This is a genomic window from Streptomyces spectabilis (assembly GCF_008704795.1).
Classification (GTDB): Bacteria; Actinomycetota; Actinomycetes; order Streptomycetales; family Streptomycetaceae; genus Streptomyces; species Streptomyces spectabilis.
In genome coordinates, this window is the sequence record NZ_CP023690.1 from 2453370 (window position 1) to 2469237 (window position 15868).

Below are 15868 nucleotides of genomic sequence, written 5' to 3' on the forward strand. Positions count from 1 at the left end.
CGGGGCCGCGACCGGGCGGCCCCGCACGGCGGCGGATGCCCCGACCCAGGTCAGGTAGCGTCCGCCCCATGGACAGTCAGGACACTCAGGGCGGCATCACCGTACAGCGGGCACTGGAGCTTCCGGGCCTGCGCGGCGGCCTCCCGGAGGTCGTCGCGGGCGCCGACCGGCTGCACCGGACGGTGCGCTGGGTGCACGCCGGCGAGGTGCCGAACATCGCCTCGCTGCTCAAGGGCGGCGAACTGCTCCTGACCACCGGGCTCGGCCTCGGCACGCGCCCCGCCGACCAGCGCGCATTCGTCCGCGACCTGGCCGAGCGCGGCATCGCCGCCCTGGTCGTCGAGCTGGGACCGCGCTTCTCCCGGCTGCCCGCCGCGCTCGTGGACACGGCGCGCGCGGCGGGACTCCCCCTGGTCCAGCTGCACCGCGAAGTGCCGTTCGTGGCGGTCACCGAAGAGGTGCACACGGAGATCGTCAACGGCCACTACGCGCTCCTGCGCCGCGCCGACGAGGTGCACCGGCGCTGCACCGAGGCGCTCCTCGGCGGCGGTGGCGTGCCCCAGGTCCTGTCCGTCCTCGCGGAGTTCAGCGGCAACCCGGTCTTCCTGGAGACGGCCGACGGCCAGCTCCTGTACGCGGCCGGGGCGGGCGGCGCGTGCGCGGACCCGCTCCAGGTGTGGGAGGGCCTGCGCGGCCGCCAGAGCGACCGGGACGAGCCGCCCGCGGGCGCGACACTCGTCGACGTGCCCGGCGGCGGCCCCGGCACGGATCCGGTGCGGGCCCGGCTCGTGCTGCTCGCCGTCGAGTCCCCGCTCCTTCCCGTGCACCGGATCGCGGCCGAGCGGGCCGCCAGCAGCCTCGCCGTGGTCCTGATGCAGGCGCGCCAGGAGGAGGAGCTCGCCGCGCGCGGCCGCGGGGATTTCCTCACCGACCTCGCCGAGGGCCGCATCACCGCCGACGACGCGCCCGCACAGGCCCGCGTGCTCGGCTTCAAACCGGGCGGCGGCCCGCTCCTGCCGGTCGTGATGCGCCTGGCCGGAGCCGCCGCGGGGGCGCCGTCCGGCAGCGGCTGGGCGGTGCTCGCCCGCGCGGTCGCGGAGGAGCTGACGGCCGTCGGCGTGCCGGTGCTGCTCGGCGTACGCCCCGTGGAGGGACGGGTGCCCCTCCTGCTCGGCCTGCGGTCCGAGGCGGAGCGGGCCACGGTCGCGGACCGGGTCGCCACCGCCCTGCGGGCCGGGGTGGAGCGGGCGGGCATGCACCGGGCGGACGCGCCGCCGCCGGTCGTGGTGGTGGGCGTCGCGGGCGGCTGGGCCGCGGCGTCGGCGGGCCTGCGGCACGCGGCCGAGACCGCGACGGCGGCGCAGGGCCTGCCGGCCCGGCCCTGGTACGACGCGCGGCGCCTGGACATCGACCTGCTCCTGTGGCGGCTGCGGGCCCACCCGGACCTGGCGGCCTTCGTGGACCGCGCGATCGGCCCGCTGCGCGCCCACGACCAGCGCTCCAAGCCGCCGCTGCTGCCCACCCTGGAGACGTATCTGGCCCACGCGGGCCGCAAGGCGGAGACCGCCCGCGAGCTCCATCTGAACCGCCAGACCCTCTACAACCGGCTGGCCCGGATCAGCGAACTCCTGGGCACCGACCTCGACGACCCGCAGACGGTCCTGGCCCTGAGCCTGGCCCTGCGGGCCCGCAGACACGCGCCGGGGACCGGCCTCGGTACGGCGTGAGGCGCCTCAGTAGGACGTGAGGGGCTGCGTCAACTCGTCGTAGACGCTGAGGACCTGCGTGACCGTGTCGTCCTCCGTGGGCCAGGACGCCGCCTGCGCCGCGCCCCGGTCCCTCAGCTCCCGACGGCGCACGTCGTCGGTGAGCAGCCGTACGACGGCGTCGGCGAGGGCCTGGGCGTCGCCGTACGGGACGAGTTCCGCGGCGTCGCCGACGAGTTCGGGGATGCCGCCCACGGCGGTCGCCACGAGCGGCACGCGCGCGTGGAGGGCCTCCTGGGCGAGCAGCGAGCGCGACTCCCAGCTGCTCGAAAGGAGCGCGAGGTCGGCCGCCGCGAGCAGCTCCGGCACGTCGTCGCGCCGCCCGATGAGGCGCGCGGGCAGCTCCTCGGCGTCGATGCGGTCCTGGAGCGCCGACCGCTGCGCGCCCTCCCCCGCGACGACGAGCAGCGGCACCGGGTCGAGCCGGCTCCAGGCCCGCGCGGCGTCCAGGAGCACGTCGTGGCCGCGGTGCGGCTCCAGGGCGCCGACGGCGAGCAGCAGCGGCCGGTCCACCGCGCCCAGTTCGGCGCGGAGCTTGTGCCGCGGCAGCTCGGGCTCGTGGTCCGGGTCCTGTGGGCCGCGCGGCGCGGGCAGCGCCACGGGGGCGAGGCGGGCGTCGCGCGCGCCCCGGCTGCGGGCCCGGTCGACCAGGTCGGACGAGGTGCCCAGGACCACGGCCGCGGCCCTGGCGACGCGCCGCTCCAGCAGGCGCAGGACCTGGGCGCGGGCGCCGGACGCGTGGGCACGGGTGTGCCAGGTGACGACGAGCGGGACGCGGCGGCCGGTCAGGGCGATGGCGGCGCGGAGCCCGGCGTGCAGACCGTGCGCGTGCACGAGGTCGGCGTCCGCGCAGGCCGCCCTGAGCGCGGCCACGGACGACGGGTCGCTGCGGCGCGGCACCGCGACGTGCTGGGCGCCGGTGCCCGCGAAGTCGTAGACCTCGTCGGCCTCTGCGGGGGCGCATACCGTGACGCGCACGCCCCGCGCGGCGAGGCCGGTGGCGAGCGACCGGACGTGCGCGCTGCTTCCCGCGCTGCCGCCGCCCAGGACTTGCACGGTGTGCAGCGGCGTCTGGCCCTGCGGTACGGGGGTGCTCACGTGGCTCACGTGGCCGGGACTCCTGGGTCGGGTCGGCGGGCGGCGCGCCGACGGAACGGGTGGGCGTCGGCGGTCCGGGCGGTCGGTCCCCGCCCGTCACCGCGCCAAGGATGCCAGTCCGTACGGCCGTTCCGGCACAGCCGAAAGGCCCCCTTCCGGATCGGGCCGGACAACTCCGCGTAAGGGATCACTCTCACGGATGAGCATGCGCTCAGCCCAGGCTCGGCCTCCACGCATCTCGCGCCCCCTCCCCGTCGGCCCCCGCATCTTCGCAACACCGCCCCCTCGACAGGAAGCCTCCGCGGGATTCGCGGTGCTCGACCGGCGTGTTGGAGGGTCGCCGCCCTCCCGCTGAGGGGGGGGCGGTGGAGGCACCCTGGCGGAGGGCTAGCCGTCCGCGCGGGCCGCCGCGAGGAGTTCCTCCGCGTGGGCCCGCGCGGTCTGGGAGTCCTCCTGCCCGGCCAGCATCCGCGACAGCTCCCGCACCCGGTCCTCGCCCTCGAGGACCTGCACGCCGGAGCGCGTCACGGTCCCGTCGTGCGTCTTCTCGACCAGCAGCTGCCGGTCCGCGAACGCCGCCACCTGCGGAAGGTGTGTGACCACCACCACCTGCGCGGACTTCGCGAGCTTCGCGAGCCGCCGCCCGATCTCGACGGCCGCCTTGCCGCCGACGCCCGCGTCGACCTCGTCGAAGAGGTACGTCGGCACGGGGTCCGTCCCGGCGAAGACGACCTCTACGGCGAGCATGACGCGCGACAGCTCACCGCCGGACGCGCCCTTGGCGATGGGCCGGGGCGGCGCCCCGGGGTGGGGCGCGAGCAGCAGCTCGACCTCGTCGACGCCGGAAGGTCCGTAGGCGACGGTGCGCCCGTCGATCTCCACGCCGTCGGGGTCCTCGGTCTGGCGTACGTCGATCGTCACGCGCGCGTGCGGCATCGCGAGGGAGGCCAGCTCCTCGGTGACGGCGGCCGCGAACCGGGCGGCGGTCCCGACGCGCGCCTCGGTCAGCTCGCGCGCGAGCCCGGCGAGTTCGGTCCGCAGCGCGTCCCGCTCCGCGGTGAGGTCGCCGAGCCGGTCGTCGTCGCCCTCCAGCTCGGCGAGGCGGGCGGCCCCGGCCTCCGCCCAGGCGAGCACGGCGCCGACGTCCTGGCCGTACTTGCGCGTCAGCTGGGTGAGCGCCGCGCGCCGCTCCTCGACGGCGGAGAGCCGCAGCGGATCGGCGTCGAGGTCGTCGGCGTACCCGGCGAGTTCGCCCGCCACGTCGGCCAGCAGGATGCCGATCTCGCCGATGCGCTCGGCGAGGGCGGCGAGGGCGGGATCGTGGGACCGTACGGTCTCCAGGGCCCGGTGCGCGCCTGCGACGAGCGTGGAGGCGTCGACGCCCTCCGGGTCCTCCGGGTTGCCCGCGAGCGCCGCGTGCGCGGCGGTGGCGGCGGAGGCGAGGGCCTCGGCGTGGCCGAGCCGCTCGGCCTCGGCGGCGAGTTCGACGTCCTCGCCGGTGCGCGGCTCCACGGCGGCGATCTCGTCGAGCCCGAAGCGGAGCATGTCGGCTTCCTGGGCGCGTTCCCGCGCGCGCGTGGTGATCTCGTCGAGCTCCGCGCTGACGGCCCGCAGCCGCCGGTAGGCCGACGTGTACTTGTCCAGCGGCCCGGCGACGGCGTCACCCGCGTACCGGTCGAGGGCGCCGCGCTGCCGGGCGGGCTTGAGCAGGCCCTGCTGGTCGCTCTGGCCGTGCACGGCGGCGAGGTCGTCGGCGAGCTCGGACAGCACGCCCACGGGCACGGAACGGCCGCCGAGGTGGGCCCGGGAGCGGCCTTCGGCGGAGATGGTGCGGCTGATGAGGAGGGCGCCGTCGTCCAGTTCGGCCCCGGCCTCCTCGGCGCGCAGGGCCGCGGCGGCTCCCGCGCGCACGGCGACGCGCCCCTCGACGACCGCCGACTTGGCGCCGATCCGCACCAGGGCGGGGTCGGCGCGCCCGCCGAGCAGCAGTCCGAGGCTCGTGACGACCATCGTCTTGCCCGCCCCGGTCTCGCCGGTCACGGCGGTGAAGCCGGGCGACAGCTCGACGACAGCGTCGTCGATGACTCCGAGCGACCGTATCCGCATCTCCTCCAACACGAACAAGACCATACGAGGTCAGGGCGGCGGTGTGCGACGTGGCCCGGTGTCATCGCGTAGCCGTTCTGTGAAGGCGCAGGTGAAGGCACGCCGTGCCAGAACCGCCTGTCACCCACGGGAGTGGGGTTATCCCCCGGAAAATCCTGAGGCGATCTTCATGGTGGGCGGTGACCCTGACACCCCACCATGATCTGTATGAGTACGGGACTGGCACGGGCGGCGCTGCGGGCGCACCGCCCCGCGTTCATCGGCACAGCTGTGGCGGCGCTGTTCGCCGCGGCGGTGGTGAGCGCTTCGACGATGGTGCTCCGCAGCACGAGCACGGACGGGCTCCCCGCCGGAGCCCGCCACCGCCTCACGGAGAGCGGCGTGGGTGACATCGCCGTGGTGCTCCTGATCGGCTCCATCTATATGTCGATATTCGTGGTGGCCTCGACGATGGGCACGGCCGTCGTCCAGCAGCACCGTGAGCTGGCCCTGGTGCGCTCCATCGGCGCCAGGCCCGGGCAGGTCCGCCGCGCGGTGGCCAGACAGGCCCTGGCGGCGTCCGTACCGGCGGCCCTGGTCGGCTTCGCCCTCGGCGGTGTGCTGGCCCGGGTGTGGTTCACGGGGATGGTGGAGCACGGCCTCGTCCCGGCCGAGGTGCCGTTCCGGTTCAGCTGGCTCGCGCTGCCGGCGTGCGTGGGCGTCGCGGTGGTCACCTCCGCGCTCGCCGCCGTGCTCTCCGCGCTGCGGTTCTCGCTGCTCCGCCCCGCCCGCGCGCTGGACGAGGCGGCGGCAGGGCGGAGCGGCATCGGCCTGCTGCGGGCCCCGCTCGGGCTGCTCGCGGTGGCCGGAGCCGTGGCCCTGTCGGTGCTGCTCTCGCGGCAGGACGCGGCCGAGGCGAGTGAGGGCGCGTTCCTGGTCCTCATCCTGTTCTGCGTGGGCGCGGGGCTGCTCGGCCCGCGGATCATCGGGCCCGCGGCCTGGCTGGTGTCGGCGGCGGTCGGCCGCTTCGGCGGCGCCGCGGCCCGGCTCGCGATGGTCAACGTCCGCTCCCAGCCCCGGCGCTTCTCGGCCGCGGTGGTGCCCCTGCTCCTCGTCGTCGGCTTCGGTGTCACCAAGATCGCGATGCACACGACCGCCGAGCACCACACCGGCTCGGCAGGCACCACGGGCGAGGTCTGGCTGGATTACATGGGCACGGGGCTGTACGCGGGCTTCGCCGCCATCGCCTCGGCCAACACCCTCGCGATGATCTCCTTCGAGCGCCGCCGCGACCTGGCCCTGCTGCGGGTGGTCGGCTCCCAGCGCCGCCAGGTGCGGGCGATGGCGGCGTGGGAGGCCGTGGTCGTGGCCGGGACGGCGCTGCTCGTCGGCGGCGCGATAGCCCTCGCGACCCTCGCGCCGATGCTCAGTACGGCGTTCGGCTCGGCGGTGCCGTATCTGCCGGGGCCGGTCGTGGCGGGCATCGCGGCGGGCACGCTCCTGCTCACCCTGGGCGCCACCGGCCTGCCGGTCGCCTCGATGCTGCGGCGCCGCGCGATATCAATCGTAAGCAGCACCTGATCGGCGGCCGCGCAGACGGAGCGCCCTTGAAGGGAGGGGGCCGCGCCCCTCAGGGGCGCGGGGAACTGCGCGACCAGCCACACCGAACCCGCAGGCGACCGACGGTCTACCCCCGGCGACTCCAGCGAAGCGTCAGTGCGGCGCCCCCCGCCACCCGGACACCGGCAAGGCGAATTTGGCCACGAGCCGGTCCGTGAACGACGCGTGGTGCAGCCGCGCGAGCCGCACGGGCACGGCCCCCCGACGGACCTCCACCCGCGCCCCGGCGGGCAGTTCGACGGTCCGCCGCCCGTCGCACCACAGCACTCCGTGCGGCGTGTGCGGCTGCACCTCGACCGCGAGCACCGAGTCCGGCGAGGTCACCAGGGGCTTGGCGAACAGGGCGTGGGCGCTGATCGGCACCATGAGCAGCGCCTCCACCTCGGGCCACACCACGGGCCCGCCCGCCGAGAAGGCGTACGCCGTCGAGCCGGTCGGGGTCGCGCACACGATGCCGTCGCAGCCGAAGCCGGTGACGGGGCGTCCGTCGATCTCCAGGACGACCTCGAGCATCCGCTCGGCCGACATCTTCTGCACGGCGGCCTCGTTCAGGGCCCAGTCGCGGTGCACGACATCGCCGTTGCTGTGCACGACGACGTCGACGGTCATGCGCTCCTCGACCTCGTACGCCTTGGTGACGACGCGGTCGACGACCTTGTCCAGGTCGTCCCGCTCGGCCTCGGCGAGGAAGCCGACGCGGCCGAGGTTCACGCCCAGCATCGGCACCCCGGAGGCGCGGGCGAACTCGGCGCCGCGCAGCAGCGTCCCGTCACCGCCGAGGACGATGAGCAGCTCGCACCCGTCGAGGCAGGCGGGTGTCGCCTCCTTGACGAGCTGCACCGAGTCCGGCAGCGGCAGATCGGCGGCCTCGGCCTCCAGGACCCGCACGCCGAGGCCGCTGCGCAGCAGCCCCTGCACGACGAGTTCGGCGCTGCGGATGGCCGCGGGGCGGCCGGTGTGCGCAAGGAGAAAAACAGTACGAGCTCGGCTCTGACTCAACGGGGCCCCTCCGCCACGGCACGGTCGACGTCCGCCGGGTCGAGTTCCGGCGCCCCGGCGCGCAGCCACAGAAAGTACTCGACGTTCCCGGAAGGTCCGGGCAGCGGGCTCGCGGTGACCCCGCGCACGCCCAGGCCGAGTTCCCGCGCCTGCCGCGCCACGGTGCGCACCATCTCGGCCCGCAGCTCGGGCGAGCGGACCACGCCGCCGCTGCCGAGCCGATCCTTGCCGACCTCGAACTGCGGCTTGACCATGAGGACGAGGTCCGCGTCCGGGGCGGCGCAGCGCACCAGGGCGGGCAGCACGAGCCCCAGCGGGATGAAGGAGAGATCGCCGACGATCAGGTCGACGGGGACGCCGTCGATGAGGTCGAGCGTCAACTCGCGTACGTTCGTACGGTCCTTGACGGTGACCCGGTCGTCACTCTGCAGGGACCAGGCGAGCTGGCCGTAGCCGACGTCGACGGCGACGACGTGCCCGGCGCCGGAGCGCAGCAGTACATCGGTGAAGCCGCCGGTGGAGGCGCCCGCGTCGAGCGCGCGCCGGCCCTCCACGACGAGGCCCTCGGGGACGAAGGCCTTCAGGGCGCCCGCGAGCTTGTGGCCGCCGCGCGAGACGTAGTCGGGGTCACCGTCGTCCTGGGCGACGACGATCGCGGCGGCCGTCTCCACCTGGGTCGCGGGCTTCGTCGCGACGGTCTTGCCGACGGTCACGCGACCGGCGGCGATCAGCTGGCTCGCGTGCTCGCGCGAGCGCGCGAGCTTCCGGCGCACCAGTTCGGCGTCGAGGCGGCGGCGTGCCACTCCTGCCACGTTCGGTTCAGCTCCTGTTGTCGTACGAGGTCGGTGCCCCCGAGGGGGCCGGGGGTCCGGGGCGTGCGTCAAGGGCGGTCAACGCCTCGCGCAGGCCCCGGTGCACATCCTCGTACACCTCGATGTGGCCGTCCGTGGCGAGGTGGTCGGCATCGCCCAGCCGGTCGAGCCCGGCGTCCACGTCGGCGTTGCCGGTGGCGGTGCGGGGCACCCCGAGGGGAGCGGGCGCGGCCGGGTCTGCGGGCTCGACGAGGGCCTCCCTCGCCTCCTCCGTCTCCCCCGGCTCCTCCGTCTCCCCCGGCGCCTCCATCTCCCCCGGCTCCTCCGTCTGCCTCGGCTCCTCCGCCACCGCATCCGCCGCGTCGGACAGCCGCGGAACGTGCACGTCCGCCTCCGTGACCTCGGGCTCGGGGCCCGGCGTCGAGTCGCTCATGACACGACGCTACATCGAAGCCCTGCGGTACCGTCGATCACGATGGCGACCATGGCGGAGTGCCGCAGCGCACTGGACGAGCTCTCGGCGACCCTCGCGGCCGCCGACGGCGACGTTCGCGGTGCGGCGGCGCTCGACCGCTCCCTGAGCTGCCACATCAAGGACCTGGACGTCACCTTCACCGGCCGTCTGGAGAACGGCCGGATCGAAGTGTCCGGCCACCGTCCGGGCCCGCCGCACGAGCGGGCCCAGGTCAGGCTCGCCATGACGGGTGACGACCTGGTGGCCCTCGTCTCGGGCCGCCTCGACTTCGGCAAGGCGTGGGCCTCGGGCCGGGTCCGTCTCGAAGCGGGCTTCCGTGACCTGCTGCGCCTCAGGAAGCTGCTGTAGCCACCGCGGTCTTCCGCGCGCGCCGGGCGGCGGGCACCACGAGCGGCGTCCCGGTCTCCGGGTCGTCGATGACCTGGCAGGGCAGCCCGAAGGTCTCCTCCACCAACTCCGCCGTGACGATGTCGGACGGCGCGCCCTGCGCGATGACCTTGCCGTCGCGCAGCGCGATGAGGTGCGTGGCGTACCGGGCGGCGTGGTTGAGGTCGTGCAGCACGGCGACGAGCGTGCGGCCCCGCTCCTCGTGGAGTTCGGCGCACAGGTCGAGTACGTCGATCTGGTGCTGGATGTCGAGGAAGGTGGTGGGCTCGTCGAGCAGCAGGAGCGGCGTCTGCTGGGCGAGCGCCATGGCGATCCACACGCGCTGGCGCTGGCCGCCGGAGAGCTCGTCGACGTACCGCTCGGCGAGTTCGGCGACGCCGGTGGACTCCATGGACTCGCGGACGATGCGCTCGTCGTCGGGCGACCACTGCCGCAGCAGCCCCTGGTGCGGGTAGCGGCCGCGTGCCACCAGGTCGCCCACGGTGATCCCGTCGGGCGCGATCGACGACTGCGGGAGCAGGCCGAGGGTGCGCGCGACCTTCTTGGCGGGCATCGAGTGGATGACGTCGCCGTCCAGGAGCACCCGCCCGGCCGACGGCTTGAGCATCCGCGACAGGGCGCGCAGGAGCGTGGACTTGCCGCAGGCGTTCGGGCCGACGATGACCGTGAAGGAGTTGTCGGGTATCTCGACGGAGAGCTTCTCCGCGATGACGCGCTGGTCGTAGCCGAGGGTCACGTCGTCGGCGATGAGCCGGTTCACAGGGGCACGCTCCTGGTCGTGTGCTTCGTCGTGCGAGAGGGTTCCGTACGCGAAGGATGCGAGAGGGTTTCGTACGAGGGGGTGGTGCGCGGGCCGATCCGCGCCCCGCCGCGGGCGGTACGGCTCTTGTCGGCCCCGCCGCGCGCCGCGCGGCTCATATCCGCCCCGCCTTGCGCTCGGTGGCGAGCAGCCACAGCAGATAGACGCCGCCGAGCACGCCCGTGACGACGCCGACGGGCACCTGGTCGGCGCCGAACGTCCGCTGCGACATCCAGTCGGCGACGATGAGGAGGGTGGCGCCCATGCACATCGACGGCAGCAGGTTCGGCCCCGGCGAGCGGGTGAGGCGGCGGGCGAGCTGCGGCGCGGTCAGGGCCACGAAGCTGACGGGCCCGGCCGCGGCGGTCGCGGCCGCGGTGAGCAGCACGGCGGAGCCCATCAGGGCGATGCGGGTGCGCTCGACGGGCACGCCGAGCGCGTACGCGACGTCGTCGCCCATCTCCAGCATCCGCAGCGGGCGCGCGTGCGCGACGACGATCGGCAGCAGGAGCAGGCACAGCCAGAACAGGGGCCACACCTGGTCCCAGTCCCGGCCGTTGAGCGAGCCGGTCATCCACACGACGGCGCGCGCGGCGTCGACGAAGTCGGCCTTGGTGAGCAGATAGCCGTTCATCGCGACGGCGAGGGCGTTCATGCCGATGCCGACGAGGACGAACCGATAGCCGTGCACGCCCCGCTTCCAGGCGAGCAGATACATCGCGGCGCCGGTCACGAGGCCGCCGACGAGCGCTCCGGCGGCGACCTGGGCCGCGCTGCCGGAGAAGACGACGATCACCAGGAGCGCGCCCGCGGTCGCGCCCTGCCCGAGGCCGAGCACGTCCGGGCTGCCCAGCGGATTGCGCGAGATGGACTGGAACAGGGCGCCGCCGAGCCCGAGCGACGCGCCCACGAGCAGGCCGACGAGGACCCGCGGCAGCCGCAGGTCGTTGATGATGAACTCCTGCCCGGCGTCGCCGTCGCCGAGCAGCGTGCGGATGACGTCGGCGGCCGGGATGGGGAAGTCGCCGGTGCCGATGAGCACGACGCTCGCGGCGAGCCCGGCGACCACGAGCGCCGCCACGACCGCGGCCGTGCGGACGTCGAGGCGGACGGAGAGCCCGCCCCTGGTGCGTATCGCCTTCACAGCTGGGCCATCCTCTGCCGTCGTACCAGGAAGATGAAGACCGGGGCGCCGATGGCCGCGGTGACGATGCCGACCTGGAGTTCCGCCGGGCGGGACACCACCCGGCCGAGCACGTCCGCGCCGAGCAGCAGCACGGGCGACAGGAGCGCCGCGTACGGCATGATCCAGCGCATGTCGGGCCCGGTGAAGGAGCGCACGACGTGCGGCACCATCAGACCGACGAACATGATGGGCCCGCAGGCGGCGGTCGCGGCCCCGCACAGCAGCGTCGCGGAGGCCATGGCGAGCGCGCGGGTCCGGCTCACATGGGCGCCGAGGGCGCGGGCGGTGTCGTCGCCCATGCCGAGCGCGTTCAGCGGCCGGGCGAGGGCGAGCGCGAGGACGATGCCGAGGACGAGGAACGGCAGGACCTGCTCGATGGTCTCCGTCTTGGCCGAGGCGAGCGAGCCCACGGTCCAGAAGCGCATCTTGTCGAGCGCGGCGTTGTCGGTGATCATCACGGCCTGCAGATAGCCGGTGAGCGCCGCGGTCAGGGCCGTGCCGGCGAGCGCGAGCCGTACCGGTGTGGCGTTGCGGGTGCCGCCGAGCATGTACACGAGTACGCCGACGATCGCCGATCCCGCGAACGCGAACCACACGTAGCCGCTCAGCGAGGTCACGCCGAAGAAGCTGATGGCGGTGACCACGGCGGCCGAGGCGCCCATGTTGATGCCGAGCAGTCCCGGGTCGGCCAGCGGGTTGCGGGTCAGGGCCTGCAGGACGGCGCCGGAGAGGCCGAGCGCGACCCCGGCGAGCACCCCGAGCAGCGTCCGTGAGACCCGCTCCCCGACGACCACGTCGGCGTACGTCCCCGAGTCCTGGAACAGGCCGTGCCAGACCTGGCCCATGGACAGCTGTTTGGCGCCGACGGCGATGCTGGCGAACACGACGGCCAGCAGCAGGACGGCGGAGAGGAGCAGCCCGATGCCGCGCAGCACGCGGCGGTTGGGCGGCGCGGCCGGGGATTCCGCGCGCGGTTCGGGGGGACTGTCGACCAACACGAGGTTAGGTTAGCCTACCCTCCCATTCGCCCCTTCCTTGCTCGATGAGAGAAGAACCACGCATGCCCTGGTCACCTCGCGCCTCCCGCTCCACCCCCTCCCGACGCGCCCTGCTGTCCGCGGGCGCCGCCCTGGGCGTCGGCGGTCTGCTCACCGCCTGCGGCAAGGACGACGGCGAGCCCGCGAAGAGCACCGGCGAGGGCTGGAGCTTCAAGGACGACCGCGGCAAGGTCGTGAAGACCGACGCCGTGCCCAAGAACATCGTGGCGTTCATCAGCACCGCCGCCGCCCTGTACGACTACGGCGTCGAGTGCACCGGCGTCTTCGGCCCGTCCGAGCCCGTCGACGGCAAGCCCAACCCGCAGGCGGGCGACCTCGACGTCGACAAGCTGACCAGCCTCGGCAAGACGTGGGGCCAGTTCAACGTGGAGAAGTACGCGACGCTCCGGCCGGACGTGCTGATCAGCAACATGTTCCCGCCGCCCGCCCTGTGGTTCGTGCCCGAGGAGAGCAGCAAGAAGATCGCCGCCCTCGCGCCCACGATCGGCATCAACGGCGCCCGCGCCTCCCTGCTCGAACCGCTCAAGCGCTACACCGAGCTGGCCGAGGCGCTCGGCGGCGACCTGGAGTCGGCGAAGGCACGGGCCGCCAAGTCCCGCTTCCAGAAGGCCGAACAGACCCTCCGCAAGGCGGCGAAGGCCAACCACGGCCTGAAGGTCCTCGCCATGACCGGCGACGCCGACCAGATGTACGTCGCCGTGCCCGACTCCTACTGCGACCTGAACTACTTCAAGGATCTCGGCGTGGAGTTCGTCGAGGGCAAGAAGAGCGACGAGTGGGGCTTCTGGGAGTTCCTCAGCTGGGAGAACGCCGACAAGTACCACGCCGACCTGATCATGGTCGACAACCGCTCCTCCGCCCTCCCGCCCGAGGAGCTCGCCAAGAAGCCCACCTGGACGAAGCTCCCCGCGGTCAAGGCGGGCCAGACCGTCCCGTGGTCCATGGAGGAGCGCTACAGCTACGCGGGCTACGCCCCGGTCCTGGAGCGTCTGGCCGACGCCGTCACCCAGTCCAAGAAGCTCAAGCGCTGACGCCGACGCGCCTCAACAGCCCCGCGGTCCGGGGGCAGCGGCCCCGGACCCGGCAGCGGCAGCGGCAGCGGCAGCGGCAGCGGCAGCGGCAGCAGGCTCAGCGGGGGCGCCACACCGCACGGGCGTGGCGCCCCTTCACAGCATCGTGACGCCCCCTCACAACCCCAGCCGCGCCAACGCCTTCCCCCCGTCGAGCCCGCACACCCCGTCCCCCGCCGCACCCCAGGCCACCGCGCACAGCGCGCGCAGCCCGTCGAGCGCGGTCCCTTCGCCCTCCACCGCCAACGACTCCCCCCGCACGGAAGCGCGCCATCCCCCGCACGCGAACCCGCCCTCGACGGGCTCCACTTCGGGCTGCCCGGTCAGCAGCCCCCGAAGATCGGCGTCGACGTACGTGGGCCGGTGCTCGGGCCGCGCGGCAAGGAGCGCCGCCCCGTCCGTCACGCCCGTGAGGACGAGCAGCGAGTCCACACCGCCGTTGAACGCCCCCTCGATGTCGGTGTCGAGGCGGTCGCCCACCACCAGCGGCCGCTCGGCGCCGGTCCGCAGGATCGTCTCCCGGTGCATGGGGGGCAACGGCTTGCCCGCCACCCGCGGCTCCGCGCCCGTGGCGATCCTGACCACCTCCACCGCCGCGCCGTTCCCCGGCGCGATCCCCCGGGCGCCGGGAATCGTCAGGTCCGTGTTGGAGGCGAACCACGGCACCCCGCGCGCGATCGCGTAACTGGCCTCCGCGAACCGCCCCCACGGCAACTCGGGCCCGCCGTACCCCTGCACCACCGCCACCGGCGAGTCGTCCGCCGACTCCACGGGCTCAAGACCGCGCTCACGCAGAGCGACCCTCAGGCCCTCCCCGCCGATCACCAACACCCTTGCACCGGCGGGCAGTTGCTCACTCATCAGACGCGCCACGGCCTGCGCCGAGGTGATCACGTCCGACGCCTCGGCGGGAATGCCGAGCTCGGTCAGGTGTTCCGCCACCGCGTCCGGGGTGCGCAGCGCGTTGTTCGTCACGTACGCGAGATGCATGCCGCCTGAGCGGGCCGTTTCAAGCGACTCCACGGCGTGTTCGATCGCATGCCCGCCCGCGTACACCACGCCGTCCAAGTCGAGCAGTGCCGTGTCGTACGCCTCGCTCAGCGCACGCGCGCTTCCAGCGGGCCGGGTCCGGACGCTCTGACCGCCGGTCTGGCTCATTACGTATCGCTCCTCGTGAGATCCACTACACCGATCATCGCGCATGCCACTGACACACTTACGATGCACTAATGAACACAGTGGGTCACACGGACGTCCAAGGCCTCGACCTGATTCCGTTCCGGGGCGTGCGCTACGACCCCCAGCGGGTCGGCAGTCTCGCCGCCGTGACCTCACCTCCGTACGACGTGGTGGTACGGCCCGACGGACTCCTGGAGTTGGAGTCCTCCGACCCGCACAACATCGTCCGTCTCATCCTGCCGCAGGCCACCACCCAGGCCGCACGCGACCAGCAGGCCGCGGACACCCTGCACGACTGGCTCAGCGAGGGCGTCCTCGCCCCGGACCCACTGCCCAGTCTGTACGTGTACGAGCAGCAGGACGGCGACATCCTGCAGCGCGGCATCATCGGCGCCCTGCGCCTTTCCGAACCCTCGCAGGGCGTGGTCCTGCCGCACGAGGACGTCATGCCGCACGTCATCGACGACCGCGCCGCCCTGATGCGCGCGACGGCGGCGAACCTCGAACCGCTGCTCCTGACCTACCGCGGCGACACCGAGCCGGGCGGCGCGACCACCGCGATAGAGCACGCCATACTCCACAAGCCGTTGCTCTCGACGACCACGGAGGACGGCTTCAGCCACCGCCTGTGGGCGGTGACCGACCCGGCCGAGGTCGCCGCGATCCAGTCAGATCTGGCCCGTCACCAGGCCCTCATCGCCGACGGACACCACCGCTGGGCCACCTATCTGCGGCTGCGCAGCGAGCACGGCACGCCGAGCCCGTGGGACTTCGGCCTGGTCCTGCTCGTGGACACCCTCCGCTATCCGCTGCGGGTCCGCGCCATCCACCGCTACCTCCACCGCCTCCCGGTCGCCGACGCCCTGGCGGCCCTGGACGGCTCCTTCCGCGTACGCACCCTGGAGTGCCCGCTCGCCGAGGCCCTGGACGCCCTCGCGGAGGCCGTGTCGGAGGGCAACGCGTTCCTCCTGGCGGGCGACGGCGCGTACCACCTGGTCGACCGTCCGTCCCCGGACCTGATCGCCTGCACGGTCCCGCTCGGCCGCCCGGAGGCCTGGCGCACCCTCGACGCGACGGTCCTGCACGCCACGCTCCTGGACCACATCTGGCGCATCCCGGACGCCCCCGAGCACATCGCGTACATCCACCACACGGAGGCCACGGTCGAGAAGGCCGAGCGCGAGGGCGGCACGGCCGTCCTGATGCACCCGGTCCGTGAGGAGGTCGTCCGCGACCTGGCCCGCCAGGGCGTCACGATGCCCCGCAAGTCGACGTCGTTCGGCCCGAAGCCCGCCACGGGCGTGGTCCTGCGCGACTTGGCGTTCTAGCCGGCG

At 74.0% G+C, this 15868-nt stretch carries 14 protein-coding genes; 5 read left to right on the forward strand and 9 right to left on the reverse strand.

From position 1 onward, the window contains the following. Positions 1 to 68 precede the first annotated feature (68 nt). Positions 69 to 1727, forward strand: a complete 1659-nt coding sequence (locus CP982_RS10455; RefSeq protein ID WP_150510263.1) for a PucR family transcriptional regulator — start codon at positions 69 to 71, stop codon at positions 1725 to 1727. Positions 1728 to 1733: 6 nt separating this feature from the next. Here CP982_RS10455 and CP982_RS10460 read toward each other — a convergent pair whose 3' ends face one another. Both CP982_RS10460 and recN read right to left on the reverse strand, forming a co-directional pair. Beyond that, the gene (locus CP982_RS10460; protein WP_150510264.1) at positions 1734 to 2873 is read right to left on the reverse strand and encodes a glycosyltransferase family 4 protein; all 1140 of its coding nucleotides are present in this window, start codon (positions 2871 to 2873) and stop codon (positions 1734 to 1736) included. Between the two features lie 378 nt (positions 2874 to 3251). Further along, positions 3252 to 4994: a DNA repair protein RecN gene (recN, locus tag CP982_RS10465; protein WP_150510265.1), complete on the reverse strand. Its 1743-nt coding sequence runs from the start codon at positions 4992 to 4994 to the stop codon at positions 3252 to 3254. Positions 4995 to 5177: 183 nt separating this feature from the next. Here recN and CP982_RS10470 point away from each other — a divergent pair, with 183 nt between their 5' ends. Continuing rightward, entirely contained in the window at positions 5178 to 6530 is a 1353-nt protein-coding gene (locus tag CP982_RS10470; RefSeq protein ID WP_229879717.1) for an FtsX-like permease family protein, read from the forward strand. Between the two features lie 132 nt (positions 6531 to 6662). Here CP982_RS10470 and CP982_RS10475 read toward each other — a convergent pair whose 3' ends face one another. Genes CP982_RS10475 through CP982_RS10485 form a run of 3 tightly spaced genes read right to left on the reverse strand, consistent with a single transcriptional unit; the run spans position 6663 to position 8690 of the window. Beyond that, the gene (locus CP982_RS10475; RefSeq protein WP_030683462.1) at positions 6663 to 7568 is read right to left on the reverse strand and encodes an NAD kinase; all 906 of its coding nucleotides are present in this window, start codon (positions 7566 to 7568) and stop codon (positions 6663 to 6665) included. Further along, complete coding sequence (locus CP982_RS10480; protein WP_150510267.1) at positions 7565 to 8380, reverse strand: TlyA family RNA methyltransferase; 816 nt, start codon at positions 8378 to 8380, stop codon at positions 7565 to 7567. The genes CP982_RS10475 and CP982_RS10480 overlap by 4 nt, the downstream gene beginning before the upstream one ends. 7 nt (positions 8381 to 8387) lie before the next feature. Next, positions 8388 to 8690, reverse strand: a complete 303-nt coding sequence (locus tag CP982_RS10485) for a hypothetical protein (RefSeq protein ID WP_150515411.1) — start codon at positions 8688 to 8690, stop codon at positions 8388 to 8390. Positions 8691 to 8855: 165 nt separating this feature from the next. Between CP982_RS10485 and CP982_RS10495 the strand changes: the two genes are divergently transcribed. After that, a complete protein-coding gene (locus tag CP982_RS10495; protein ID WP_150510268.1) occupies positions 8856 to 9203 on the forward strand; it encodes an alkyl sulfatase C-terminal domain-containing protein in 348 nt (115 codons plus the stop codon). On the opposite strand, the gene CP982_RS10500 is transcribed toward CP982_RS10495, so the two are convergent. From CP982_RS10500 to CP982_RS10510, 3 genes are all read right to left on the reverse strand, one after another. After that, positions 9187 to 10002: an ABC transporter ATP-binding protein gene (locus CP982_RS10500; protein ID WP_150510269.1), complete on the reverse strand. Its 816-nt coding sequence runs from the start codon at positions 10000 to 10002 to the stop codon at positions 9187 to 9189. The genes CP982_RS10495 and CP982_RS10500 overlap by 17 nt on opposite strands. Before the next feature lie 154 nt (positions 10003 to 10156). Continuing rightward, positions 10157 to 11185 (reverse strand): FecCD family ABC transporter permease, encoded by a 1029-nt coding sequence (locus tag CP982_RS10505; RefSeq protein WP_150510270.1) that lies wholly within the window; start codon positions 11183 to 11185, stop codon positions 10157 to 10159. Then, a complete protein-coding gene (locus CP982_RS10510) occupies positions 11182 to 12225 on the reverse strand; it encodes a FecCD family ABC transporter permease (protein WP_150510271.1) in 1044 nt (347 codons plus the stop codon). The genes CP982_RS10505 and CP982_RS10510 overlap by 4 nt, the downstream gene beginning before the upstream one ends. A gap of 62 nt (positions 12226 to 12287) precedes the next feature. Between CP982_RS10510 and CP982_RS10515 the strand changes: the two genes are divergently transcribed. Then, positions 12288 to 13316: an ABC transporter substrate-binding protein gene (locus CP982_RS10515; protein WP_150510272.1), complete on the forward strand. Its 1029-nt coding sequence runs from the start codon at positions 12288 to 12290 to the stop codon at positions 13314 to 13316. Positions 13317 to 13472: 156 nt separating this feature from the next. On the opposite strand, the gene CP982_RS10525 is transcribed toward CP982_RS10515, so the two are convergent. Further along, positions 13473 to 14513 carry an HAD hydrolase-like protein gene (locus CP982_RS10525; protein WP_150510273.1) on the reverse strand — a complete coding sequence of 347 codons (1041 nt, stop codon included), beginning with the start codon at positions 14511 to 14513 and terminating at the stop codon, positions 13473 to 13475. A 71-nt stretch (positions 14514 to 14584) separates the two neighbouring features. Between CP982_RS10525 and CP982_RS10530 the strand changes: the two genes are divergently transcribed. Then, positions 14585 to 15862: a DUF1015 family protein gene (locus tag CP982_RS10530; RefSeq protein ID WP_150510274.1), complete on the forward strand. Its 1278-nt coding sequence runs from the start codon at positions 14585 to 14587 to the stop codon at positions 15860 to 15862. The last annotated feature ends 6 nt before the right edge of the window (positions 15863 to 15868 follow it).